A 22,734-nucleotide genomic window follows, 5' to 3' on the forward strand; every position below is an offset into this window, starting at 1 on the left:
CCGGCGCGGGCGCCCCCCCCCCCCCGGAACAGGAACCCGGATTTGGGGAACTGGCCCGAGGTACGGTAGAGTCTTATCTCGGCCCGGTGAGGTATCGGGGCGTATAGCTCAGGCGGTTAGAGCGCTTCGCTGATAACGAAGAGGTCCCAGGTTCAAGTCCTGGTACGCCCACGGAAGATCATGAAAATGATCGGCCACAACGGCAAGGAGACACTGTGAAGAAGTTGTTCGCGATTGCAGCAGCCGCAGCAGCAGGAGTCTTCGCCTTCAAGAAGTGGCAGGAAACTGCCGCGGAGAAATCCGCCTGGAAGGCCTCGACCGATAAGGTCGAGTAGCTCCATCAGGACCGGATTGGTTTTGACCGCCCCCACGGGTGGGATATACTGAATCTGGTTCAATTCGGGGGCATGGCGCAATTGGTAGCGCACCTGCTTTGCAAGCAGGGGGTTCGGGGTTCGAGTCCCCGTGCCTCCACCGAAAGAAAGTCCCGGTCACAACGACCGGGACTTTCTGCTTTAACCCGGCCTCCGCGTCCCGACCCGGAGCGTGCCGGTCAGCGGAACCGCTGGGCGGCAGGCACTGGCCATAACCTTGTCCCATGACCTTTTTCCTTGCGGCCGTGGGCGTGCTGGGTGTCTCAGCCTCCGGCCCCATTATGGCGGCAACAGCAGCTCCGGCCCTGGCCATCGCGTTCTGGCGCAATGCCCTGGGCGCCGTCATCATGGGTGTGCCCGCCGGTCTGCGGGACAGGGACGGGTTCCGCAGACTGAGCCGGACCGAACTGAAGTGGGCCGCACTGGCAGCTCTCGCCCTGGCCCTGCACTTTGCCTGCTTCATCTCCGCGCTGCGGCTCACCTCTGTCGCCGCCGCTACCGCACTCGTCTGCCTGCAGGCAGGCTGGATCGCGCTCTTTGACCTGTTCCGGGGAAACCGTATGGCCCGGCAGACCCTCGCGGGACTGTTCCTGGCATTCGCCGGCGTCGTAGTTATTACCGGTTTCGACGTTGCTCTCTCGCCGGAAGCGCTGACCGGTGATGCGCTGGCCCTCGCTGGCGGCGCCCTGGCCGGGCTCTACACGGTCGCCGGCGGCAAGGCCCGCCGGACCATGTCCACCGGCACCTACACAACCCTGTGCTACGGCGCCTGTGCCCTCATCCTGCTGGTCCTGTGTGCGGCGTTCAGGCAACCCCTCATTGGTTTCGAGCCCGCGGCCTGGGCCGGGATCCTGGCCGTCACGCTGATGGCCCAGCTGCTCGGCCACACGGTGTTTAACCATCTGCTGGCGGTGATCAGCCCGCTGGTGGTATCGATGATCATCCTGCTCGAGATTCCCGGTGCAGCCCTCCTGGCTGCGGTATTCCTCGGCGAGGCACTGCCGGGCGGCACCTACGCCGGGCTGGTGATCATTCTGGCCGGGCTGGCCGTTGTTCTCTGGGGACAGGCCCGGGGACGGGTCCCCGCCACCGGCGACAGGCTTGCAGGACAGATTCCCCCGGCGCCCCCGGCGCTGGGCGGAGACGTCGAAAAGTAACCTTTCTGAACTTCCGGAACCCGGCTTAAACCGAAAGGGACCCCGGAGATCCGGGGTCCCTTCCTGTTTTTTTGCGCTGTTACTTCTCCGGCTTGTCAGCCTTGGCCTCAGCAGAGGTGCCCGTGTGGGCACCAGCGGGCTTCGAAGCTGTGGCAGCGGCATCCTTGCTGTGCTTGGCGGCGTCTGCGGCCTTCTCGCCTGCCTTGGCGGCAGAGGAGGCTGCAGCTTCCTTGACGCCCTGCGCTGCTTCCTTGGTCTTCTGGGCCGCAGTGGCGGCGCTTTCCTTGGCCTTTTCAGCGGGCGCAGCGGGCTTGGGTGCGGCAGACGTGCTGCTATCGGCCGGCGCAGCCGGGGCCGGTGCGGGGACCGGAACGACGGCGGGCTTCGGCTGGGAAGGAGCCGGCGTCTTCCAGGGATCTTCAACCGGGCGGGAAGCCCGCCAGGCAGCAACTGCGGCCACAACCGCCGAAGCGACGATGCCGAAGACCAACCAGCCCTTGCCGCCGCGCCTCTGCTGCTTCTTGAGTTCCTTTGCCGCCTTGGCAGCTGCCTTTTGCGCCTGCTTCAGAGCCTTCTTGTTGCCGGTGGCTTTGGCCACCGCAGTCTGAACGGGCACCGAAGCATTTCCGAGTCCGCGGGAGACGGATTCAGCGGCGTCGCCAAGCCGGGTGGAGATCGTGGGGATGTAGCTGTCCACAACCTTGTCCTTGGCATGGGTCAGGGCCGGTGTCGCCTTGTCCAGGGTGGTCTGGATCCGCGGAGTGGCGTCGTCAACAACCTGGCTGATCCTGGGACCGACTTTCTGGAGTCCATCCTGGAGCCGGGGGGTCACGACGGCGACACCCTGAGCGATCTCATCGGCGGCACGTTTGAGCCCGTCCTGAATCTTCGGTGAAGCGGTTTCGATCCCCTTTTCGATGCGGGGAACTGCCCAACCAACGGCGGCCTCTACCTTGGGGGTTGCCCAGTCACGTGCCGATTCCACGCCTGCGGTGACATTCGCTTCGAAGTCACGGGCAATGCGGTCCTTCTTGTTCAAAACTACCTCCCGGGATAGTGACGGTTCAGCCTTAGCCTACGTGCAATGACTCTTCTGTGCTATCAGCGGGCCCCTGGGCGCCAAGTTTTCACTGTGCGCTGAACAGCCCGGATTCCGCGCGTATAAAGGGCTGCCGTGGAAGAATAAGCTCATGACTGCTATTCCTACCGCAAAAGCGACCCTCCATACCTCCAAGGGCGATATCCGGATCAACCTCTTCGGCAACCACGCGCCGAAGACGGTCAAGAACTTCGTCGGCCTGGCAACAGGTGAGATTGAGTGGACCGATCCGGCCACCGGCGAGAAGACCAGCCGGCCGCTCTACGACGGCACGATTTTCCACCGCATCATCAAAGACTTCATGATCCAGGGCGGCGACCCGCTGGGCCGCGGCACCGGCGGACCGGGCTACCAGTTCGACGACGAGATCAGCCCCGATCTTGACTTCACCACCCCGTACAAGCTGGCCATGGCCAACGCGGGGATCCAGATGGGCCGCGGCACGAACGGGTCTCAGTTCTTCATCACCTCCGTCCCCACCACCTGGCTGCAGGGCAAGCACACCATCTTCGGCGAAGTTGCAGACGATGAGTCCAAGGCCGTTGTGGATGCACTGAACGCAGTAGCCACCGACATGCGGGACAAGCCCACTGAAGACGTCGTGATCAACAGCGTCACCGTGGAACAGCTCTAACCCTGGTTGGCAGCACACCCCGGCCGGACCTCCGGCCGGGGTTTTCCCATAAGAGCCCCTGGAGCCAAACCCAACATGTCCTACGGAATTCCGGCCGGCCAGCCGGCCCCTGAAGTACCGGTCTGTCCGCGGCATCCGGACCGTGTCAGCTATATCCGCTGCCAGCGCTGCGGCCGGCCCGCCTGCCCCGAGTGCCAGCACAGTGCACCCGTGGGAATCCAGTGCGTTGACTGTTTCCAGGAGAGCCGCCGGAATGCCCCCGCATACCGGACCCCCTATGGGGGCGCCGCCCGGCCCGGAAAGCCGGTTGTCACGACAACACTGATGATTCTGTGCGGAATCGCCTACGCCCTGCAGTGGCTGGTTCCGGGTTTCTCCGAACAGTTTCTGTTCGCCCCGATCCTCGCGGCCTCCGAGCCCTGGCGGCTGTTCAGTGCTGCGTTCCTGCACTCCCCCGGATTTATTCTGCACATTGCGTTCAACCTTTATGCCCTGTGGCTCCTGGGCCGGTCCCTGGAACCACTGCTGGGGCGGGTCCGATTTATCCTGCTGTATCTGATTTCCGCCTTAGGCGGCTCCGTCGGGGTGCTGCTGCTGGCCCCCGCCTTCCAGGCGGTAGTGGGCGCCTCCGGTGCCATCTTCGGACTTTTTGGTGCTCTGTTCGTCATTCAGCGGCAGCGGGGCGGAGACGTTAAGGCCCTTCTGATCCTCATCGGCATCAACCTGGTGCTGGGGTTCGTCTATCCCAGCATCTCCTGGCAGGCGCATCTAGGCGGTCTGGTGACAGGAGCCGCGTGCGCTGCGGTGCTGGCCTACGCACCCAAAGGCCCGCGCCAGCCGCTGGTGCAGTTCGGCGGCCTCGCAGCGATAGCCCTGGTACTGCTCGGTCTCGCTTTTTTCTGGACCCCCAGCTTCTAGCGACCCGTTATCGCAGCTGGCCCCCGGTAAACCCGGGGGCCAGCTGCGTTTAAGCCGTCATCACCAGACCCACGCAGGTGAGTTATCCACAGAGATACCCACACTGTTAGTAACTTACAGGCGTGTAACTCAAGGGTCTGGAGCATCTCCGCCGCTCCAAATCAGGCGGCTAGCGGGTGGAGCGGCCCGTTACCCACAGGCACATTGGTGAGTTATCCACACCCGGTGGGAAACTGCGATGTGAAGTTATCCAGTGCACGGACTGAGTTACACACATGTAATTCCACAGCTGTGGATAACTAGATCCCTGTCAGCGCGGCAAATCCGGCCGGCTTGGCCACAGAGTTACCCACAGTTGTGGATAACTCTGTGCACATGGTGGGTACAACCTCGGGTCCGGCCCGAGTCGGTTGTCCCCAGTTTTTCCACCGGTGCTGTGGAAAACCGGGGAGATGTTCTGTGAAGCAGGCCTGCCCCAGCGGATCCCTGTTCTGAACAGGTTATGCACGCCTGTGGAAAACACCCTGTGGAAAAGCGGGCCGACTGTGGGTAAGGCTGTTTAAAACGCGAACTCCCGGCACACGCAGGAGTGCGTACCGGGAGCTGGGCCAGCTGGGGGTGTCTTACCGCCAGCGGGTTGTCATCAGGAAGCCGACGATCGCCAGGCCGAAGCCGACCAGGATGTTCGCTGATCCCAGCGCCGGAACCGGGTAGACACCCTGGGAGATGTAAAAGACGATGATCCAGATCAGGCCAACAAGCATCAGCCCGAACATGACCGGCTTGTACCAAACCGGGTTCGGTTTGGGCGCACTCTTGGCCTTGGCGGGAGCGGGTGCATCAGCGGCTGACGCCTTCTTGCGGGACTTCGACTCGGGCACGGATCCTCCTAGCGGAACCGGCTCACTTCACGCCGGTGCGGTTATGGTCTGCGGGAGCTCCGCACGCCCCGCTTCCACTGACGATATCCTGACTGGGTGTCGGCGGTAAGCTGGGGGGCTTGCAGGTTCCCCTCGTCCAATCGTAGCGAATGACCAGCAGCACAATGCCCGGTACCACCGGCTGAATATGGAGAGGACCGGGGACCGGTTGCAGAGTTCAACGGACAACATCACAGGGACAGTTCCTCCTGCACCCGAATCCCGCCGGGCCCGCCGCCGCCGTCTGCAGGGGGCACCCCGCGGCCGCGGATCCATGGCCGTTCAGGTCCTTGGGGAGCTGCTCATCACTGCGGGACTGGTGCTTGTCCTGTTTGTCGCCTGGGAACTGTGGTGGACCAACATCGAAGCTGACCGCCGGCAGGAACAGGCCATGGAGGAGCTTTTTTCCGGCTTTGACATCCCTGCGGCACCCGCCGAGGCGGCCGGCCCGGAAGGCTACGGCGATCCCCCGGTGCTTCCCGCTCCGGATGCTGACGGGGACACCTTTGCCGCCATTTACATTCCGCGTTTCGGTCCGGAGCATGCCCGCCCGGTTACCCAGGGAGTGGGAACGGAGGTCCTGGACACCCTGGGCCTCGGTCATTACCCGGAAACCGCAATGCCCGGGGACGTAGGAAATTTTGCTCTGGCCGGCCACCGGCAAACCCATGGCCAGGTCCTGGACGCCGTCGACACCCTGGTGCCGGGCGACCGTATCTACGTGCAGACGGCGGAGGGCTACTACACCTACATCTACCGGAACAGCCAGATCGTTCTGCCGGACCAGGTGGACGTGCTGGCACCGGTGCCCGCAGAGCCCGGCGCGGCGCCCACAGAACGAATACTGACGCTGACCACGTGTAATCCGCGCTTTGGCTCGCAGGAACGCTTCATCGCCTATGCGGTGATGGAATCCTGGCAGCCGGCTTCTGCCGGCCCCCCGGCCGAGATCGCAGCAATTGCAGCAGGCAAGACAGGAGGACAGGGATAAAATGTACGCTTGGATCTTCCGGCATCTGCCCGGCCCGCTGTGGGTGCGCATCATCACCTCCGTAGTGCTGGCCGCGGCCGTGGTGCTGGCACTGATGGTTTATGTTTTCCCCTGGTTCTCGGAATTCAGTTTCCTGAGCCCACTAACGGATTCAACGATTGGCGGTTCCTGAGGCAATGAGCACGCGTATCCTCGTGGTCGATAACTACGACAGTTTTGTCTACACGCTTGTGGGCTATCTCCAGCAGCTGGGTGCCCAGACAACTGTGGTGCGCAACGATGATCTGAGCCTGGATGAAGCCAAGGAGCTGGCCGCGGCCCGGGACGGTGTGCTCGTCTCCCCCGGTCCCGGAGCTCCTGCGGACGCCGGTGTCTGCATCGAACTCATCCGCTGGTGCGAGGAAAACGCCAAGCCGATGCTGGGGGTCTGCCTGGGGCACCAGGCACTGGCCGAAGCCTTCGGCGGCACCGTCACTCATGCCCCGGAACTGATGCATGGCAAAACATCGGAAGTTGAGCACCAGGGAACGGACGTGTTCAACGGGCTTCCCAGCCCACTGACGGCCACCCGTTACCACTCCCTTGCCGCTGTTGCGGAGCAGATTCCGGCTGAACTGGAAGTCACCGCCCGGACTGCCAGCGGCATCATCATGGGACTGCGGCACCGGAGCGCACCTCTGTCCGGGGTGCAGTTCCACCCGGAATCCGTCCTCACTGAAGGCGGCTACCAGATGCTGGGCAACTGGCTGGAAAGTCTGGGGCTGGAAGGCGCCGCAGCACACGCAGCAACGCTGAGCCCGTTGATCAGCTCCGGCTCGTAGTTCCTTCCGCCTCTAGTCGTCGTCCCGCCGGTTACCGGAGCTGGACGGGGACGCGGAGGAACTGGGTGATGCCGACGGCGACGGACTCGGCGGCTCCTTAGCCACCGTCAGCGTGACGGTGCTGCCCTGTGGAACATCCGATCCTGGCGGGGCGCTCTGATCAATGACGGTACCCGGCTTCACCACCGAGTTTTCGACTTCCTCCACTGCCACCTCCAGCCCGTAGGCAGGATCAGCCAGATAGGCGCGGGCCTCTTCGATGCTCACGTCCCGGAGATTGGGAACCGTGACCTTTCCTGAGGACAGCACCAGGTCAACAGTGCTGCCAACCTGGACCGACGTTCCGATCCCCGGCGTGGTTTCGATGACCCGGCCTTCCGGCACAACCGGACTGTTAGCCGTGACGGTATTCCCGCCCTGCAGCCCCATCAGGCGCAGGACATCCCTGGCCTGGGCCTCACTCATGCCGGGCAGGGTATTCGGGATTACCACCGCGGACGGGCCCTGGGACACGAACAGCGTGATGTCGGCGTCGAACAGTGTGTCTGTCCCGGCCGCCGGAGAGGTTCCGATGGCCAGACCGGACTCAACCGTGTCGCTGTACTGCTGTTCGATCACGGGTGCCCGGAACCCCTCGCCCATAATGGTGTTGATGGCCTCCGTCTGCGTCATATATTCCACATTGGGAATACTTCCGGTGGGTGGGGGCGGCGGCGGCTGGTTGGCCAGGCTGTAGGCGAAAACCCCGCCGGACGCGAGCAGCAGTGCCACCCCAAGGAACAGTGTGATGATCCAGGCCCGGCGGCGTTTCCTCTGCTTCGGGTCCCGCTCCTGGACAGTGCCTGCCGGCAGCCGGGAAAGGCCCTCTTCCTCGCGCAGGTCCTCGGCCGGCATGCTCGTGAGCGGACCGCCCTCCATGACGCGGGCCATGGCACGTGTGCGTGGTTCCTCTTCAGGCCATGCCTGGACAGAGGTCTTAGGGATCTGGATGGCTTCGGTGGCGGCGGTTCGCACCGGCTCCAGCTCACCGCGGCGTGCAGCCTGGAGGGCTTCGCTGAAGGCATGTGCGTTCTGATACCGCTCATCCCGGTTCTTAGCCAGGCCGCGCTCCAGCACGGAGTCCAAAGCCGGAGACACTTCCCCATTGAAGCTGCCGGCCTTGGGCGGCTGTTCCCGCACATGCTGGTATGCCACAGATACCGGGCTGTCCCCCAAAAAGGGCGGGCGTCCAGCAAGCATCTCAAAGAACAGGCAGGCAGCGGAGTACAGGTCGCTGCGTGCGTCGACCGTTTCGCCGCGGGCCTGTTCCGGGGACAGGTACTGCGCGGTGCCAATTACCGCCTGGGTCTGCGTCATCGTCGCAGCCGAGTCAGCGATGGCCCGGGCAATGCCAAAGTCCATCACCTTGACGCGCCCGTCGGCAGCAACCATAACGTTGGCGGGCTTGATATCCCGGTGCACAATCCCGGAGCGGTGGCTGTACTCGAGGGCAGCCAGCACACCGAGCGTGTAGTCCACCGCCGCGTCAATGCTGATCTCCCCGGCTTTGATGAGGTCGCGAAGGGTGCGGCCGGAGACGTATTCCATGACGATAAAGGGCAGACGGACCTCATCATGGGAGCCGTCCTCCGCTTCCTGGTCCCCGGTGTCATACACGGAGACGATGGAGGGGTGGTTCAAACCGGCGACAGCCTGTGCTTCCCGACGAAACCTGGATTGAAACAACGGATCACGCGCCAGGTCCGGCCGGAGCACCTTGATGGCCACTGAGCGTCCCAGCCGGGAGTCACGGCCGAGGTAGACGTCGGCCATGCCGCCGCGGCCGATGAGTTCACCTACCTCGTACCGCCCGTTGAGGATACGGTCAGTGTTCAGCGTTGGGTGTCCTTTCAGGAAATCCGCACTCATGGTCGTTAAGGACTGGCGGGGCCGGAAGCACCCGCAGCGGGTTGTGAGGGCTCAGCGGGAGGTCCGCTGGAGACAACTACCGTCACGGTCGATCCGGCGGGGACGGTTGCCCCTTCACCGGGGTTGACGCTGATGACAGTGCCGGCGGCGGCGTTGTCGGAGGGCTGCTGCACCTCGTCGGGCACGAGCCCCGCGGCCACGATCGCCTGACTGGCAGCGGACGCCTGCGAGTTCCGCAGCCCACCCGGGACCGTGACCATTTCAGGCCCGGATGAGAAGGTCACAGAGACAGCATCTCCCCGGGACAGCGCGCCCACGGGATTAACATCGAGCACGGTGCCTTCCGGCTGGTCCGAGGCAACGGGGACGCGGCTCACGGCCAAGCCCAGGGCACTGAGTTCCTGCGACACGCTGTTTACATCCCGGCCCTGGAACTGGGAGGCGTTGATGGTGATTTCCGGCGCCGTCGTGCTGGGGCTCGCCGAAGGGGTAGTCGGTGATGCCGAGCTTGTGGTCGGTGAGGCACTGCTCCGGGTGGGGCTGGCCGACGTCGACGGCGAGGAAGAGGTGGACGGCGACTTGGTGGTCTCGTTGTTGCCGGCCGGATCGGAGTTCAGGTTCACAGCGATGACCGCAATGATGGCGATCAGCGCCAGGGACAGGAACACGATGAGCGGAATGAGCCACTTTTTGCGCTGCGGCTGGTCATCGTAACCGTCGTCGCTGCCGTAGCCATCACCATCACCGTCACCGCCGTCGATGTCCTCGTCCGTCCAATCGCGCGAGGCTGCCAGGGCACCGGTTTCCTGCCCGTTGGCTGCCGAGGAAGCCACCGGCAGTGCGGAGGTCGCCGGCGAAGTATCCACCACGCGCGTTGCGGAGGTATTGCCGGGCATCGGAACCGGAGCCGTGACGGCACTGGTTGCCGCAGTTCCGGCGGCACCAAAGAGGAGCATGCCGGGGACGGCCTGCTGGGCGGCGCTGATATCGCCACGGCGGATGGCTTCAACAGCACGGGCCAGGGCCTCGGCATCGGCAGGGCGGTCCGCCGGGTCCTTGGCCAGCATGGACATGATCAGGGCCCGCACCGGAGCGGGAATGGACTCCGGCAGCGGCGGCGGAGTGTCGTTGACCTGGGCCAGGGCAATGGCGATCTGGGATTCGCCGGAGAACGGGCGGGTGCCGGCGAGCAGCTCGTAGCCGATCACACCGAGGGCGTAGATGTCGCTGGACCCCGTTGCCTGCTGTCCCGTTGCCTGTTCCGGCGCCAGGTACTGGGCAGTTCCCATGACCTGTCCGGTGGCGGTGAGCGGCACCTGGTCGGCAAGGCGCGCAATGCCGAAGTCGGTGATCTTCACCCGCCCGTCGGGCATGATCAGCAGGTTCCCGGGCTTTACATCGCGGTGCACCAGGCCCTGCCGGTGGGCGACAGCCAGTGCAGTGGCGGTCTGGCCAATGATCGAAAGGGTCCGGTCCGGGGAGAGAACCTTGTCGCGTTCGATGATGCTGGAGAGCGGCTGGCCCGGGACCAGTTCCATGACCAAATAGGCTGAGCCCTCCTCCTCGCCGTAATCGAAGACGTTGGCGATGCCCTCGTGATTCAGCAGGGCGGTGTGGCGTGCCTCGGCGCGGAAGCGGTTGAGGAAGCCGGGGTCGCCGGTGTACTCCTCCTTGAGGATCTTGATGGCAACGATCCGGCCCAGGACAAGGTCCCGTGCCTTCCAGACCTCGCCCATGCCGCCGATGGCTATACGATCGGTCAGCTGGAACCTGCCGCCTAAGGTGATACCCGAAGTAGGCCTCACTTATTCAACACCGCCTCTAGGAGTTTTTGCGCGCTTGGAGTGGTCAATTGGGAACCGGTGGCCAGGTCAACGTCTTCCATGACGATCGAGATGGCCACCTGGGGGTCGTCTGCCGGGGCGAACCCGGTGAACCAGGCGTTGTCGCCGCGTCCCTCGACTTCGGCGGTGCCCGTCTTGCCTGCCACCTTGAATCCGGGAACACGGGCCGCGGACGCGGACCCGTTGTCCACAACGCTCACCATCCAGTCCGTCAGCTGCGCGGCTGTGCCGGGGCTGACAGAGGTGTTGAGCACGGTGGGTTCCGGTTCGTCGATCACTGACAGGTCCGGTGCCCGGACCACCTTGATCAGGTTCGGGGTCATCTGTACGCCATTGTTGGCGATCGCAGCAGAGATCATGGCCACCTGCAGCGGGGTTGCCGTGACACTGCCCTGGCCAATGGAGGACAGTGCCAGCTCGGCCTGCCCCTCCGTGTCGGGGAACTGGCTGGCCGTGACATCGGTGGGGATATTCAGCGTCTGGCCGAACCCGAACTTTTCCGCCTGCTGCGCCACTGCGTCCTCCCCGACATCCCATGCAACCTGGGCGAAAACGGTGTTGCAGGACTGCTCGAGAGCGAACTCAAGGTCCGCTTCGCTTCGGGTGGAACACAGCCCGTTGGTGAAGTTCGGCAGCGAAATCGTGGTTCCCGGCAGCGGCAGGGCAGCAGGGTTCGGGATTACGGACTCCGCGTTGAATTTACCGGTTTCCAGTGCTGCCGCTGCGACCACCAGTTTGAAGGTGGAGCCCGGGGCCAGGAGGGACTGGGTTGCCGGGTTCGTGTACGGGGAGAGCCCCGGAACGCCCAGCAGTGCTTCCATGTTGGCCTCAACCTCGGGCGTGTTGTGACCCGCCAGGAGGTTCGTGTCGTAGGAGGGCTTGGAAACCATCGCCAGGATGTCGCCGGTCTTGGGATCCATCATCACGATCGATCCCTTCTGCCCGTCGGGAATCAGGTCGTAAGCCATCTGCTGGAGCTCCGGGTCGATGGTGAGCTCGACGGACGCCCCCTCAGCCTGCGCGCCGGAGAACAACTGGACCAGACGGTCGTAGAACTGCTGGTCACTGTTGCCGGTGAGTTCGTCGTTCATGGCCTGTTCCAGCTGGGTCACTCCATATACCAGGGAGAAGTACCCGGTGACGGCCGAGTAGACCTCGGCGTTGTTGTATACCCGCTGGAAGTTGAACTCGTCGTTGGAGGGCACCGATTCGGCGATCGGAACCCCGTCTACCAGAATCGAACCGCGGTTCTGGCCGAAGTCCTGGTAGAGGCTGCGGACGTTGATCGGATCCTTATTGAGCTGGTCCGCGGCGAAGAACTGCACGTACGTCAGCGAACCAAGGATGGCCAGGAACATGGCCAGTGCCACGATCCAGCTGTTGCGGATGGCCTGGTTCACGCGCCCCTCACCTCCGTGGTCTCGTTGCCGGAGCGCCGCAGCGGGTTCCCGGTTTCAGCAGGTGAGGCCAGGGCAGGCTCCATATCAGTAATCATGCCGGTGGCGGCGGGACGCCGGGCGGCGTTGGAAATCAGCAGCAGCAAGGCAATGATGATCCAGTTGGCCAGCAGCGAAGAGCCGCCGGCGGACATAAAGGGTGTGGTGAGACCGGTCAGCGGGATGAGCCGCGTGACTCCGCCGATCACGACGAAGCACTGGAGGGCGATGGTGAAGGACAATCCACAGGCCAGCAGCTTGCCGAACCCGTCCCGCGTACCGAGTGCCGCCCGAAAACCGCGCGAAACGAGCAGCACGAACAGCAGCACAATCGCAAAGACGCCGATCAGCCCGAGTTCTTCCCCGAGGGCCGCGATGATCATGTCCGAGTTCGCGTAAGTCACCAGGTCAGGGCGGCCTTGTCCGAGACCGGTGCCGGTCATGCCGCCGCTTGCCAGGCCAAAGAGGCCTTGAACGACCTGCCAGCTGCCACCGGGACTGCGGTTAATGACTTCCGGTTCAAAGGCGTTGAGCCAGCTGTCGATGCGCAGAGCCACATGGCTGAACAGCTGGACGGCAACCAGCCCGCCGGCGCCGATCAGGGCCAGGCCGATCAGTACCCAGCTGACGCGGCTCGTGGCGACATAGATCATGGCCATAAACAGGCCGAAAAACAGGATCGATGAACCCAGGTCCCGCTGGAAGACGAGGACTCCGATACTCACGCCCCAGGCGGCCATCATCGGGCCCAAGTCCTTGAACCGGGGGAACTGCAGCGGGCCCACCTTCCGGCCGGCAAGCAGGATCAGGTCCCGGTTGGTCGAAAGATACCCGGCCAGGAATATGGCGAGGGTGATCTTGGCGATTTCGCCTGGCTGGAACGTTCCGAAGCCTACGTTGATCCAGATTCGGGCGCCGTTGATGGTCAGGCCGAGCGGAGTCAGCGGCAGCAGGAGCAGGACGGCACTGACAATCAGTGAGATGTAGGTGTACCGGCGCAGGATGCGGTGATCCTTGATCACAAACAGCACACCGATCGCGGCGGCGACGGCAACCGTGCTCCACAGCAGCTGACGGTCTGCAGCCGAATCGCCTTCGACAATGTCCAGGCGGTGGATCATGGCCAGGCCAATACCATTCAAAGCCGTGACGATCGGAAGTATTACCGGATCGGCATATTTCGCCCGAATGCGAAGCACAATGTGGAAGGCCAGGACAAGTGCCACCAGGGTTCCGCCCTGGATCCAAAAATCCTCGTCAAAGGCGCGGTCCTCGTCGATGCCGACGAGCATATTGGCGCCAATGCCCACACCGAGGGCGAGCAGCAGCAGGACAGCCTCAACATTGCGCCGGGGCTTTGCGGGAGCGGCGAGTTCCGACATTATTTCTGCCCTCCACACGGGTTGGTGACGGTGGGCAGGGAGTCCGGATCCGCCGTGGCCTCCAACGCGTCAGCGAGCACAGTAGGTGAGGGCGAAGGGGCAGCATCGTCGGGGGCCGGGCAGAGAATCGCTTTTGCGGTGCCGCGCAGCTGGCTCACGATCTGTTCGGCATGTACGAGGTCCCTGGCAGGGACGGTGTCGTTCACCCGGCTGCGCCAGTATTCGGGCAGGCTGTCGACGGGAATGTCGGTTGTCTCCGTGACCTGTGACAGCTTGATGGGGCCCAGTGTCTGCGAGACACCGTTGAAGATAGCCACGCGGTTGTCCGAGGAACCTACGTAATAGCGGGTCTGGGTCCAGGCATAACCGACCCACAGCACCGAGGCCAGCAGGGCCGCCAGGACAGCGAGCACCACCACGAGGATCCAGCGCCTCCGCTTGGGCGGTGCCTCTGGTTCCGCGGCACTGTCATTGGTGCCGGCGTCGTCGGCCTTATGCATAAGCATGCGGGCAGCGCGGCGCTCCGCAGTCCGTTCCGTAACGATCGGAATCTGCCCGGTTTCCGTCGCCAGGGAAGCGGCTCCCACCAGGAGGTGGGGCCGGGAGGCAAGGTCCTGCCGGATCAGCTCGGCGCGGACGGGATTGTCAACATCCCGGTCTCCGTCACTTTCCGGAACCGGTGCCGGAACATCCCCGGCAGCAGGAGAAGGGTCAGGTTTGCTTCCCCGTGCTTCGGCAGGAGATGGAACAGATGCATTTGAGATAGCAGTGCCACCGGTGACCGGAGCGGGTTCCCGCTGCGGACGCAGGATATCCGGGGCGGCATCTGCCGGTTCTTCAGCGATTTCGACGACGGCAACAGTGACGTTGTCCGGGGAGCCGCCGGCAAGGGTGAGGTCCACCAGGGTGTCGACGGCATAGTCAATGTCTTTTGACCCGCGCAGGACGGACTCGATGTCGCTGTCGCGCAGGACGGCGTTCAGGCCGTCGGAGCACAGCAGCCACCGCTCTCCGGCCGTGACCTCGAAAGTGGCCAGATCGAGTTCAGGACTGGCATCAACATCGCCGAGGACCCGCATCAGGACATTCTTATGCGGATGAATTTCGGCTTCCTCGGGCTTCAGCCTGCCCTCATCGATGAGCCGCTGGACGAAGGTGTGGTCAACGCTGATCTGCTCGAAGACGCCGTCCTTGAGGCGGTATGCACGGGAATCGCCAATATGCGCGAGAGCTGCACGGTTCCCCTGAAGGAGCATGGCGGTAACCGTGGTTCCCATGCCGGAAAGTTCCGGAGACGTGGTCACCAGTTCCGAAAGCAGCGAGTTGGCCGCCTGGATCTCGTCGGCCAGCACGGTCACAGCTTCGTCGTCCAGGTCCGGGCGGTCCAGATGGACCAGATCCAGCACGGTGGACGCAGATGCCACGTTGCCCCCGGCGTGGCCGCCCATACCGTCGGCGACAACGGCGAGGTAGCGGCCCACGTACGCAGAATCGTCGTTCTTAAGCCGGACCATGCCCACATCTGAGCGGGCAGCGTAGCGAAGGACCAAAGCCACTGCTATGGCCTCAATTCGATGACCGTTTTACCGATGCGGATCGGCACGCCCGGGTCAACGGGCTGGGCACGGGTCAGCTGGGCGCCGCCCAGGAAAGTTCCGTTGGTTGACCCGAGGTCTTCAATGAACCACCGGCTGCCCTGCGGGAAAAGGCGGGCGTGCCTGCCGGAGGCATAATCGTCCTCCAGCACAAGGGTGGCTTCCTGGGCGCGGCCCAGCAGGATGGGGCTGGAGGCGAGTTCCAGGGTGGTGCCCCGGAGCGGACCTTCGGTGACGACCATCTGGCGGGCCGTCACCCGCGCGGGCGGCGGCGTTTCGCGTTCCAGGGCCGGATTCTTGCGGACCTGGCGGGCGGACGGTGTTCCGGTCCGGTTCCGCATGCCAAGCACCAGATCCCGCCGGATTGCTCCGACCACCCCGAGAACCATGACCCAGAGCAGGATCAGGAAGCCGTACCGCAGCAGGGTCAGCGTCAAAGAGCCGTCCACTAGCGCCCCCCGGAACGGATCGGAAGAAGACGGAAGGTGATGCGGGTCCGTCCCATGGCAATAGTGGAGCCGTCGGTGAGGATGGTTTCCCCCTGTACTTTCTGGCCGTTGACGTAGCTGCCGTTGGTTGAGCCCAGATCAATTGCCCTGACCGTGCCGCCTTCGGTACGGATTTCCAGGTGCCGCCGGGACACCCCGGTGTCGTCAACCAGGATGTCCGCCTCGGAGGATCGGCCAAGCACCACCGAGGCAGCATTCAGGGAATACCGCTGGCCGTCTATGTCCAGCACAGGCTGCATCCGGGTCGGGCTTTGGCGCGGGGCCGGAGGCTGAGCCTGGCGTGGCCCTCCTGAGTGGGACTTCTCGGTGGCGGAATCCACTTCAAGGGAACCGGGTTTGAGGGACGAATCCCGGGTAAAAGACACCCGGACAGGGCCTTGAAGGGTGTAGGACTGGCTGCGCGCGTGTTTGATGACGACGTCGCAAAGCTCTTCAGCGAGGGGCGCACCCCATTCCTGGGCGCGGGCAAAGTCTTCATCGGAAAGGCGGGCAGTGAAGACATTGGGGGCGAGCGTGCGGCCCTGTGCCAGCGTCATGGACTTCTCATCCAGCTCACGGCGGAGGGTGATTGCCAGTTCGAGTGGTTCAACGCGTCCCGAGGAACTGGAAAACGCCCCTCGGACCATCCGTTCGATGCCTCGTTCGACGTTGTCGAGTAGACCCATCTCTGCCTCCTTCCCTCTGCCTGGTGTTTTCTAACCTTGCTGACGGCTTCTTCCTGCGCTGTTCCGGGCCAATCCGCTGGTCAAAGGTCCGGCGGCCTGGCCCAGTGAGTGTAACTGCGGCACGCTTCCTGCCAGCCGTATGAAACGCGGACGTGCAGGCAGGCGGCGTGTCTATCCATTCCGATACTACTGGGGTCAGCTGATAAATGTCTTAACGCCTGGGCGGTGTCCCCGGCCGGTCTCCTGCGGTCCCGCTCACAATGCGGGACGGGTTTCGGTGCGTTGAACCGCCAGGGAGAACACTGTTTTCGGTGCGGTTCCAACCCCAGGAAGCGCGCTGTCAGGCCTCATCAGGGCCCGTTTAGGTGTTTGGCGGAAATGCCGGTATGCTTGATTCTGCTGTTCCCGAGGAAACGGAATACAGGATCTCGCCGATGTGGTGATATTCACGGTAATCCCGCCGAGGGAAGACACTTTGCGCGAGTGGCGGAACGGCAGACGCGCTGGCTTCAGGTGCCAGTGTCCGAAAGGGCGTGGGGGTTCAAATCCCCCCTCGCGCACCAATGAATATGGCCCCTGATCCGGTGTTTGAACTCCGGATCAGGGGCCATTTTCGTTAAGGAACGGTCATGTACCCCCGCCGGGTCTTTGGGCCACGGTTCGCGGGTGGCAGTGTCCACTTCCGCCGATGCCGGCGGCACGCGAACCGTTTCTCACTGACCAGCTAGGGAGCCCGGAGACAGATCCGGGCATCGAATGGAGAACACAGATGCCTGTTCGGCACTCCGCGGCCGGCCCGCGCCCGGCAACCGGGATCCCGCCGTGGATGATGGCTGTCGCCGCCATGCTCGCCGTGCAGCTCTCCAACGCCCTTTCGGTCGGAGTGGTTGAGCAGGTCGGTGCGGCCGGGACGGCTTGGCTGCGCATGTGTTTCGGAACGATGCTGCTGTGGATGATCGCCCGGCCGGCGTTCCGGTCGCTGCGCCGCAAGGATGTTCCGGCGCTGATCGTGCTCGGCGTAGTTACCGGATTTATGACCGCTTTTTTCCTCGGCGCCGTCGAGCGCATTCCGCTGGGCACGGCGGTCGCGATCGAGTTCCTCGGTCCGCTGACCGTGGCCGGTCTCATGAGCAAACACCGCAAAGCGCTGGTCTGGCCGCTGCTCGCCCTAGTGGGCATAGTGCTTCTGACCGAGCCGTGGCACGGGGACATCGACCTGGCGGGCGTCGGGTTAGCACTGGCGGCGGGGGCCTGCTGGGGACTGTACAACGTGTTTACGCAGCACGTAGGCGACCGGTTTTCCGGCATCAGCGGGCTCTCACTGACTATTCCGGTCGCGGCGCTGGCCACCATGCCGGCCGGCCTGCCGCAGGTCATTGGCGCAGATTTCACCTGGTGGGTGCTGCCTGCCGCTGCGGGCATCGCATTGATCAGCCCGGTCATCGCGTTCGGACTGGAAATGCTTGCCCTGCGCCACATGACCCACACCGCGTTTGGCACGCTGCTGTCCGTCGAGCCAGCCTTCGGGATCCTCCTGGGCCTGCTGATGCTCGGTCAGACTCCGGCGCTGATGCAGCTGCTCGGCGTCGCCATAGTCATCCTCGCGGGTGCCGCCGCGCAGCGTGACGGCACCCGTCCGGTGGCTCCGGTACCGGAGTCAGCATTGGAGCTGCAGAAGGGCTCCTGACCGGGACAAGCGGTTCTTAGGCGCGGGACTTCCTGGCTGCTTCGTCCTTAACCCGCTTGGCTTCGGCCCGGACAGCAGCGAAGCTGGCGCGTTCGGAAACAAGCCACTGGGGAGGAGCAGCGAGCAGCTCGGTGATCTGCGCCGTCGTCAGCGGATCCGTGATGCCGCCACGGGCGAGACCGCCGATGGAGATATTCAGTTTCTGTGCAACGACCGGCCGGGGGTGCGGCCCGTTGCGGCGCAGTTCGGCCAGCCATTCCGGGGGCGTGGCCAGCAGTTCATCGAGTTCGGCACGGGTTACAGGCTTCTCCTGGAACTCCTTCGGTGCCGCGGGAAGGTAAATACCCAATTTCTTAGCGGCCGTTTCAGGCTTCATGGATTGGGAAGATTTTTGGGACGTCATAGCTTAAGGGTATCCGCCGTCTCCACAGGGGATGGTGAGCTAGTGTGAACAGGTGCCCCAAGAGTCCCCGCCGCTGTCCGGTCCTGCGGTCCCGCCGCTGAAAATCGCCTATGTTCCCGGAGTGACACCGGGAAAATGGATTACCCGCTGGACCGAACGCCGCCACCGCGGCCTCGAAGCCGAACAGGTTGAGGAAACAGCCGTTTTGCAGCGTATGGAGAGCGGCTCGGCGGATCTGGTGTTCCTCCGCATTCCGGAAGAAGGATTCCGGCGCCCGGAGGGCCTGCACGCGATTGCGCTTTACCTGGAGCAGCCGGTGGTTGCCGCGCCCAAAGATCATCCTGTGGCGGCGTTCGAAGAGGTGGACCTGGCCGACCTGTCCGGTGAGAACCTCATGGAGGCAGCTGAACTCGGTGGAACTGCCATGGCGCTGGAGGTTGTTGCTTCCGGTGCCGGCCTGCTGATCCTGCCCATGCCCGTGGCCCGGGTCCACTCCCGGCGGGACATCATCAGCCGGCCCGTACACGGTGTGGCGGGGACCCGGATAGCCGTGGTGTGGCGCGAAGCCGCCGAGGACCCGGACATCGAAGAGTTCATCGGGATTGTCCGCGGCCGCACCGCCAACAGCTCCCGTCAGCCTTCGGCGCAGGGAGAACCCTCAAAGACCCGGAAATCCACGGCCCGCGGCAAAGCAGGCGCCGGATCCACCAGCGGCAGGACGGCTGCCGGCAGGACAGCAGGGGGCAAGGCTGCCGGCAGGAGCCGGAACAGCAATCCGGACAAAGCAGGCAAGTCCCGGCGCCGGCCCGGGAAGGGGCGCGGCTAACCCTGAGGCGCGCTGGCCTTAGGCCAGCAGTTCACGGAGTGCGGCGAATCCGGCTTCAATGACCCCGTAGATGGCATAGACCGAGACCGGGACCATGATCGCCCATTCCCGCCAGGACCCGGCGCGTCCGATGATCGGCACGGAGAGCGATCCACTGGCCTTCCACAACTTGGACAGCACCGGCATTGAGGCTATTTTGCGGGGGCGTTTAATCCGCAGCGGCCACAGCACCATGACGCCCTGATGGGTCAGCAGATCCCCGATGATGTGCACCCCGACACCGAGTCCCACGGCGACGGGGAGCCATCCGTTGTTCTCCGGCGCGTACAGGGCGATGAACAGCGACAGAAGAATAGCCAGCAGCCAGCTCCGGGCCGCTCCGCCGGCAATCTTCAGCGCTTTCAGGGCGAATCCCATCAGCAGGACCGACAGCATTCCGGCGCCGATCTCCACGGTTCCGAGGCCACGGATTTCCGCGGTCATGTTGCCCAGTGCGCCGGCAAGTGCGACGAACACGGCCAATCCCAGCAGGGAGTGGGTTCCGCGCCTGTGGCCGCCGCTGATCCGTTCCGTGATGCGGGCAAGGACCCGGGTCAGGGGCGGGAGTGAGTTGGCTATGGTTCCGCTGTGGTGGTCGAGATCCGGCAGCAACGCGGCGCCGGCTGTCAGCAGGGCTCCGCTGACAATGCCGAGCGGACTGACCGGGTACCAGCCCAGTGCGTAGGGGGCGGTTGAGGCTACGGCTACCCATGCCGCTGCGCCGCTCGCGGCGTGATGGCCACCCATCATGGTGTCTTGCGTTCCTTCCGGGCAGTCCATGCGCCGGGAATCCGGCAGTGTTACATGCTGTCACCTGCCACTGACATTGCCAGCGGCGGACGCCTGGTCCGTTGTGTCCGGGCCAGGTCCAGGCCGCGGCTACGCGATGTCCAAGAGCAGTCTGTCGAGGATCTCCGCCGTGATCTGGGCAGGGGTCTTGAGGATGTCAACGGTGAGTCCGGGCTCGTCAGCACCCAGCGGTTCCAGCGCAGAGAGCTGGGAGGGCAGCAGGGACGCGGGCATAAAGTGACCGCGGCGGGACTGCATCCGCTCGGCAAGAACTTCCGGCTGCCCGTTCAGGTGGACGAAGTGGACCTGTCCTTCCGCCTCCGCCAGCACATCGCGGTAGCTGCGTTTCAACGCCGAACAGGTGATGATGGTGCAGCGTCCGTTCTGTGCCTGGGTGCTCATCCAGCCGGTGATGGAGAAGAGCCACGGCCAGCGGTCGTCATCGGTCAACGGCACACCGGAAGTCATCTTTTCAATGTTCGCCGCGGGGTGGAATTCATCAGCCTCGGCGGCAATCCACCCCAGATGCTCGGAGAGCGCCGTAGCGGTGGTGGTCTTTCCTGAACCTGCCACGCCCATGATGACCAGATGCTGGGTGGGGGAATTCACGGTACTGCTCCTCAGGACGCCGTTGTCGCCGAAGATGGGATACCCACGCTTCGATCCATGGTGCAGTCAAAGGTATCACCATAGACTGAGGGTGGGATGCCCACTGAGGGGATACGCTGGATGAGCCTGGTCACGGACCTTGCCGGACCACAAAGGATGAGCCTTGCAGGACAATGGAGTTATTGAGCGGGACCGCCCTGCCGCCGAGGTGATGAACAACCGGATCATTGAGGTTGTCGGCAGCGAGATTGTGACCGGTGCCCTGACTCCCGGGACGCGGCTTACCTTAGACGGACTCCAGGAACAGTTTGGCGTCTCCCGTACCGTTGTCCGCGACTGTATGCAGATCCTTGAAGCCATGAACCTGGTGTATTCGAAACGGCGCATCGGGATTGTGGTCCTGGAAGCAGAACACTGGAACGTTTACGATCCGCGGATCATCCGGTGGCGGCTGGCCGGGCCGGGACGCAGCAGCCAGTTCCGTTCCCTCACGGAACTGCGCATCGCCGTCGAACCCCTTGCCGCCGCCGGGGCGGCACGCGCTGCAAGCGCTGAGCAACGCCGGGCCCTGGAGGATCTGGCGGCCCGGATGCGCCGTGATGCCGGTGATCCGGAAGCTTTCCTGGCAGCCGACATTGCCTTCCATGCACTGCTTCTACAGGCCAGCGGCAACGAGATGTTCGCTTCCCTGCGCACGGTCTTCGCGGAGGTGCTTTCCGGCCGGAGCCGGCAGAATCTCATGCCGGCCGGCCCCCGTCCGGAGGCGTTGGACCTGCATGCCGGTGTAGCCGAGGCCATCGGCCGGGAAGACCCGGCGGCAGCCAGGGCATGCATGGCCGAGCTGCTGGTTGAGGTTGAGGAAGCCATTCGGCTTCAGGGCTGAATGGCCGCAGGGAACCGGCCGGATCCTGCACTGGAAGGTGCCGGGCCCGGCCGGAAGGTGCGCGGACTAGACAGTGGCCTTTTCGTTGGCACCCTTCGCGGTCACAACTTTTGCGGTCGGCGTGATGTTTTCGGCGTCGACCATCCAGGCGTACTGTTCCAGCTTTCCGATGAAACCATGGAGGATGTCCGCCGTCGTGGGGTCCTCTTCGTCAACCTGGTCGTGGACGTCGCGCATCGTCTTGACGGTGCCTTCCAAGAGCGCGACAACGAGCGTTACTGTGTCCCGGGTGTCAACCAGGCCTGCGGGGAAGGGCGGCAGCGAGGTGCCTTCGGCGACGGCCCGGCTGCGTCCGTCCGGAACAGCCTGGAGGGCGCGCATGCGCTCGGCGAGCTCGTCGGCGAACAGGCGGGCGTCTTCAATGATCTCGTCCAGCTGCAGGTGGAGGTCGCGGAAGTTCTTGCCGACTACGTTCCAGTGCGCCTGCTTGCCCTGCAGGTGAAGCTCGATCAGGTCCACCAGAATGGCCTGGAGATTAGTGGTCAGCTGTTTTGATGCCTTCATGTTTCCTCCTGTATTGACGAAAAATGTTGACTCTAAGACCCAAGCCGGAAATGGGTTTCTCCCGTTCAGCTGTGCCTCTATAAGCAAGCTTACCTTCAGGTTGTGATCCATTGTCCAGTTCGTTACCGTGAGGGGACGGGGCTCAATCAGCAGCCTTACTATCGGACACTACTATCCGGTGCGTTCCGTTGGAACCGCCGATATCCGCGACCGAAAGGACAGTATGAACACCGTAGAAGAATCCATTGACGTTGCAGTGCCTGTGACCACCGCCTACAACCAGTGGACGCAGTTCGAGTCCTTTCCGCACTTTATGAAGGGCGTTGAGTCCGTCACCCAGGTCACCGACAAAGAGTCCCGGTGGGTTACGAAGATCGGCGGTGTGGAACGGACCTTCGACACCACGATTACCGAGCAGCACCCGGACGAGCGGGTGGCCTGGAAAAGCACGGATGGCAAATCCCACGCGGGCGTGGTGACGTTCCACCGGCTCAGCGACAACGAAACGCGGGTGACGGTCCAGCTGGACTGGGACCCGGAGACCTTTGCGGAGAAGGTTGGTGCCGTTGTTGGCGCCGATGACCACCGCGTTAAGGGAGACCTCAAGCGGTTTAAAGAATTTATTGAGTCGAGGGGAGCAGAGACAGGTTCCTGGCGCGGAAACGTGGACGCGGCCCCCAC

The 22,734-nt window shown here is 63.8% G+C and carries 23 protein-coding genes, 3 tRNA genes and 1 pseudogene; 14 read left to right on the forward strand and 13 right to left on the reverse strand.

Going from position 1 to position 22,734, the window contains the following annotated elements; genetic code table 11:
* Positions 1 to 97 precede the first annotated feature (97 nt).
* From H9639_RS06090 to H9639_RS06100, 4 genes are all read left to right on the forward strand, one after another.
* Positions 98 to 171 (forward strand) — tRNA-Ile (locus H9639_RS06090).
* 44 nt (positions 172 to 215) lie between these two features.
* Positions 216 to 335, forward strand: coding sequence for a DLW-39 family protein (locus H9639_RS16815; protein WP_318242001.1), 120 nt, complete (start codon positions 216 to 218; stop codon positions 333 to 335).
* 66 nt (positions 336 to 401) lie between these two features.
* Positions 402 to 474, forward strand: a tRNA-Ala gene (locus H9639_RS06095).
* A 124-nt stretch (positions 475 to 598) separates the two neighbouring features.
* Positions 599 to 1,531 carry a DMT family transporter gene (locus H9639_RS06100; RefSeq protein WP_191807222.1) on the forward strand — a complete coding sequence of 311 codons (933 nt, stop codon included), beginning with the start codon at positions 599 to 601 and terminating at the stop codon, positions 1,529 to 1,531.
* A 79-nt stretch (positions 1,532 to 1,610) separates the two neighbouring features.
* On the opposite strand, the gene H9639_RS06105 is transcribed toward H9639_RS06100, so the two are convergent.
* Positions 1,611 to 2,570: a hypothetical protein gene (locus H9639_RS06105; protein WP_191807223.1), complete on the reverse strand. Its 960-nt coding sequence runs from the start codon at positions 2,568 to 2,570 to the stop codon at positions 1,611 to 1,613.
* Between the two features lie 151 nt (positions 2,571 to 2,721).
* Here H9639_RS06105 and H9639_RS06110 point away from each other — a divergent pair, with 151 nt between their 5' ends.
* On the forward strand, positions 2,722 to 3,264 hold the full coding sequence (locus H9639_RS06110; RefSeq protein ID WP_191807224.1) for a peptidylprolyl isomerase: 543 nt from the start codon (positions 2,722 to 2,724) through the stop codon (positions 3,262 to 3,264).
* A gap of 75 nt (positions 3,265 to 3,339) precedes the next feature.
* Positions 3,340 to 4,182 carry a rhomboid family intramembrane serine protease gene (locus H9639_RS06115; protein WP_191807225.1) on the forward strand — a complete coding sequence of 281 codons (843 nt, stop codon included), beginning with the start codon at positions 3,340 to 3,342 and terminating at the stop codon, positions 4,180 to 4,182.
* A 623-nt stretch (positions 4,183 to 4,805) separates the two neighbouring features.
* Here the strand turns inward: H9639_RS06115 and H9639_RS06120 are convergent.
* On the reverse strand, positions 4,806 to 5,063 hold the full coding sequence (locus H9639_RS06120; RefSeq protein ID WP_191807226.1) for a cell division protein CrgA: 258 nt from the start codon (positions 5,061 to 5,063) through the stop codon (positions 4,806 to 4,808).
* 208 nt (positions 5,064 to 5,271) lie between these two features.
* Between H9639_RS06120 and H9639_RS06125 the strand changes: the two genes are divergently transcribed.
* The 3 genes from H9639_RS06125 to H9639_RS06135 are packed head-to-tail and all read left to right on the forward strand — an operon-like array spanning position 5,272 to position 6,914.
* On the forward strand, positions 5,272 to 6,093 hold the full coding sequence (locus tag H9639_RS06125) for a class E sortase (RefSeq protein WP_404799729.1): 822 nt from the start codon (positions 5,272 to 5,274) through the stop codon (positions 6,091 to 6,093).
* A 1-nt stretch (position 6,094) separates the two neighbouring features.
* The gene (locus H9639_RS06130; protein WP_191807227.1) at positions 6,095 to 6,265 is read left to right on the forward strand and encodes a hypothetical protein; all 171 of its coding nucleotides are present in this window, start codon (positions 6,095 to 6,097) and stop codon (positions 6,263 to 6,265) included.
* Between the two features lie 4 nt (positions 6,266 to 6,269).
* A complete protein-coding gene (locus tag H9639_RS06135; protein WP_191807228.1) occupies positions 6,270 to 6,914 on the forward strand; it encodes an aminodeoxychorismate/anthranilate synthase component II in 645 nt (214 codons plus the stop codon).
* Positions 6,915 to 6,926: 12 nt separating this feature from the next.
* On the opposite strand, the gene pknB is transcribed toward H9639_RS06135, so the two are convergent.
* Genes pknB through H9639_RS06170 form a run of 7 tightly spaced genes read right to left on the reverse strand, consistent with a single transcriptional unit; the run spans position 6,927 to position 16,253 of the window.
* Positions 6,927 to 8,822, reverse strand: coding sequence for a Stk1 family PASTA domain-containing Ser/Thr kinase (gene pknB / locus H9639_RS06140; RefSeq protein WP_225219251.1), 1,896 nt, complete (start codon positions 8,820 to 8,822; stop codon positions 6,927 to 6,929).
* Between the two features lie 5 nt (positions 8,823 to 8,827).
* Positions 8,828 to 10,627: a protein kinase domain-containing protein gene (locus H9639_RS06145; protein ID WP_191807229.1), complete on the reverse strand. Its 1,800-nt coding sequence runs from the start codon at positions 10,625 to 10,627 to the stop codon at positions 8,828 to 8,830.
* Positions 10,624 to 12,066, reverse strand: coding sequence for a peptidoglycan D,D-transpeptidase FtsI family protein (locus H9639_RS06150; RefSeq protein ID WP_191807230.1), 1,443 nt, complete (start codon positions 12,064 to 12,066; stop codon positions 10,624 to 10,626). The genes H9639_RS06145 and H9639_RS06150 overlap by 4 nt, the downstream gene beginning before the upstream one ends.
* Positions 12,063 to 13,484, reverse strand: a complete 1,422-nt coding sequence (locus tag H9639_RS06155; protein ID WP_191807231.1) for an FtsW/RodA/SpoVE family cell cycle protein — start codon at positions 13,482 to 13,484, stop codon at positions 12,063 to 12,065. Before H9639_RS06155 ends, H9639_RS06150 begins: the two co-directional genes overlap by 4 nt.
* Positions 13,484 to 15,040, reverse strand: coding sequence for a PP2C family protein-serine/threonine phosphatase (locus H9639_RS06160; protein WP_318242002.1), 1,557 nt, complete (start codon positions 15,038 to 15,040; stop codon positions 13,484 to 13,486). Before H9639_RS06160 ends, H9639_RS06155 begins: the two co-directional genes overlap by 1 nt.
* 2 nt (positions 15,041 to 15,042) lie before the next feature.
* Positions 15,043 to 15,528, reverse strand: coding sequence for an FHA domain-containing protein FhaB/FipA (locus tag H9639_RS06165; protein ID WP_449657886.1), 486 nt, complete (start codon positions 15,526 to 15,528; stop codon positions 15,043 to 15,045).
* Positions 15,528 to 16,253, reverse strand: coding sequence for an FhaA domain-containing protein (locus tag H9639_RS06170; protein WP_191807232.1), 726 nt, complete (start codon positions 16,251 to 16,253; stop codon positions 15,528 to 15,530). Before H9639_RS06170 ends, H9639_RS06165 begins: the two co-directional genes overlap by 1 nt.
* Before the next feature lie 477 nt (positions 16,254 to 16,730).
* On the opposite strand from H9639_RS06170, the gene H9639_RS06175 reads away from it, so the two are divergent.
* Together H9639_RS06175 and H9639_RS06180 are read left to right on the forward strand one after the other, a co-directional pair.
* Positions 16,731 to 16,816: transfer RNA gene (locus H9639_RS06175), tRNA-Leu, on the forward strand.
* 206 nt (positions 16,817 to 17,022) lie between these two features.
* The gene (locus H9639_RS06180) at positions 17,023 to 17,940 is read left to right on the forward strand and encodes an EamA family transporter (protein WP_225219252.1); all 918 of its coding nucleotides are present in this window, start codon (positions 17,023 to 17,025) and stop codon (positions 17,938 to 17,940) included.
* 16 nt (positions 17,941 to 17,956) lie between these two features.
* Here H9639_RS06180 and H9639_RS06185 read toward each other — a convergent pair whose 3' ends face one another.
* Entirely contained in the window at positions 17,957 to 18,343 is a 387-nt protein-coding gene (locus H9639_RS06185; protein WP_191807233.1) for a DUF5997 family protein, read from the reverse strand.
* Positions 18,344 to 18,395: 52 nt separating this feature from the next.
* Between H9639_RS06185 and H9639_RS06190 the strand changes: the two genes are divergently transcribed.
* Entirely contained in the window at positions 18,396 to 19,169 is a 774-nt protein-coding gene (locus H9639_RS06190; protein ID WP_318242003.1) for a LysR family transcriptional regulator substrate-binding protein, read from the forward strand.
* An 18-nt stretch (positions 19,170 to 19,187) separates the two neighbouring features.
* Here H9639_RS06190 and H9639_RS06195 read toward each other — a convergent pair whose 3' ends face one another.
* Together H9639_RS06195 and H9639_RS06200 are read right to left on the reverse strand one after the other, a co-directional pair.
* Positions 19,188 to 19,958 carry a metal-dependent hydrolase gene (locus H9639_RS06195; RefSeq protein WP_191807234.1) on the reverse strand — a complete coding sequence of 257 codons (771 nt, stop codon included), beginning with the start codon at positions 19,956 to 19,958 and terminating at the stop codon, positions 19,188 to 19,190.
* A gap of 129 nt (positions 19,959 to 20,087) precedes the next feature.
* Positions 20,088 to 20,606, reverse strand: coding sequence for a gluconokinase (locus tag H9639_RS06200; protein WP_318242004.1), 519 nt, complete (start codon positions 20,604 to 20,606; stop codon positions 20,088 to 20,090).
* Between the two features lie 163 nt (positions 20,607 to 20,769).
* On the opposite strand from H9639_RS06200, the gene H9639_RS06205 reads away from it, so the two are divergent.
* Positions 20,770 to 21,489, forward strand: a complete 720-nt coding sequence (locus H9639_RS06205; protein WP_225219253.1) for a FadR/GntR family transcriptional regulator — start codon at positions 20,770 to 20,772, stop codon at positions 21,487 to 21,489.
* A gap of 66 nt (positions 21,490 to 21,555) precedes the next feature.
* Here H9639_RS06205 and H9639_RS06210 read toward each other — a convergent pair whose 3' ends face one another.
* Positions 21,556 to 22,053, reverse strand: coding sequence for a Dps family protein (locus tag H9639_RS06210; protein ID WP_191807235.1), 498 nt, complete (start codon positions 22,051 to 22,053; stop codon positions 21,556 to 21,558).
* A 223-nt stretch (positions 22,054 to 22,276) separates the two neighbouring features.
* Between H9639_RS06210 and H9639_RS06215 the strand changes: the two are divergent.
* A pseudogene (locus H9639_RS06215) lies at positions 22,277 to 22,726 on the forward strand (SRPBCC family protein); the annotation flags it as partial.
* Positions 22,727 to 22,734 lie beyond the last annotated feature (8 nt).

Origin of the sequence: Arthrobacter gallicola (genome assembly GCF_014836775.1) — a bacterium.
Lineage (GTDB): Bacteria > Actinomycetota > Actinomycetes > Actinomycetales > Micrococcaceae > Arthrobacter_B > Arthrobacter_B gallicola.

Excerpts from the sequence above, each read along its gene's own strand:
- pknB (WP_225219251.1), bottom strand. The coding sequence starts at position 8,822 with ATGAGTGCGGATTTCCTGAAAGGACACCCAACGCTGAACACTGACCGT.
- H9639_RS06155 (WP_191807231.1), bottom strand. The coding sequence starts at position 13,484 with ATGTCGGAACTCGCCGCTCCCGCAAAGCCCCGGCGCAATGTTGAGGCT.
- H9639_RS06210 (WP_191807235.1), bottom strand. The coding sequence starts at position 22,053 with ATGAAGGCATCAAAACAGCTGACCACTAATCTCCAGGCCATTCTGGTG.
- H9639_RS06110 (WP_191807224.1), top strand. The coding sequence starts at position 2,722 with ATGACTGCTATTCCTACCGCAAAAGCGACCCTCCATACCTCCAAGGGC.
- H9639_RS06130 (WP_191807227.1), top strand. The coding sequence starts at position 6,095 with ATGTACGCTTGGATCTTCCGGCATCTGCCCGGCCCGCTGTGGGTGCGC.
- H9639_RS06170 (WP_191807232.1), bottom strand. The coding sequence starts at position 16,253 with ATGGGTCTACTCGACAACGTCGAACGAGGCATCGAACGGATGGTCCGA.
- H9639_RS06135 (WP_191807228.1), top strand. The coding sequence starts at position 6,270 with ATGAGCACGCGTATCCTCGTGGTCGATAACTACGACAGTTTTGTCTAC.
- H9639_RS06195 (WP_191807234.1), bottom strand. The coding sequence starts at position 19,958 with ATGATGGGTGGCCATCACGCCGCGAGCGGCGCAGCGGCATGGGTAGCC.
- H9639_RS06115 (WP_191807225.1), top strand. The coding sequence starts at position 3,340 with ATGTCCTACGGAATTCCGGCCGGCCAGCCGGCCCCTGAAGTACCGGTC.
- H9639_RS06180 (WP_225219252.1), top strand. The coding sequence starts at position 17,023 with ATGCCTGTTCGGCACTCCGCGGCCGGCCCGCGCCCGGCAACCGGGATC.
- H9639_RS06100 (WP_191807222.1), top strand. The coding sequence starts at position 599 with ATGACCTTTTTCCTTGCGGCCGTGGGCGTGCTGGGTGTCTCAGCCTCC.
- H9639_RS06185 (WP_191807233.1), bottom strand. The coding sequence starts at position 18,343 with ATGACGTCCCAAAAATCTTCCCAATCCATGAAGCCTGAAACGGCCGCT.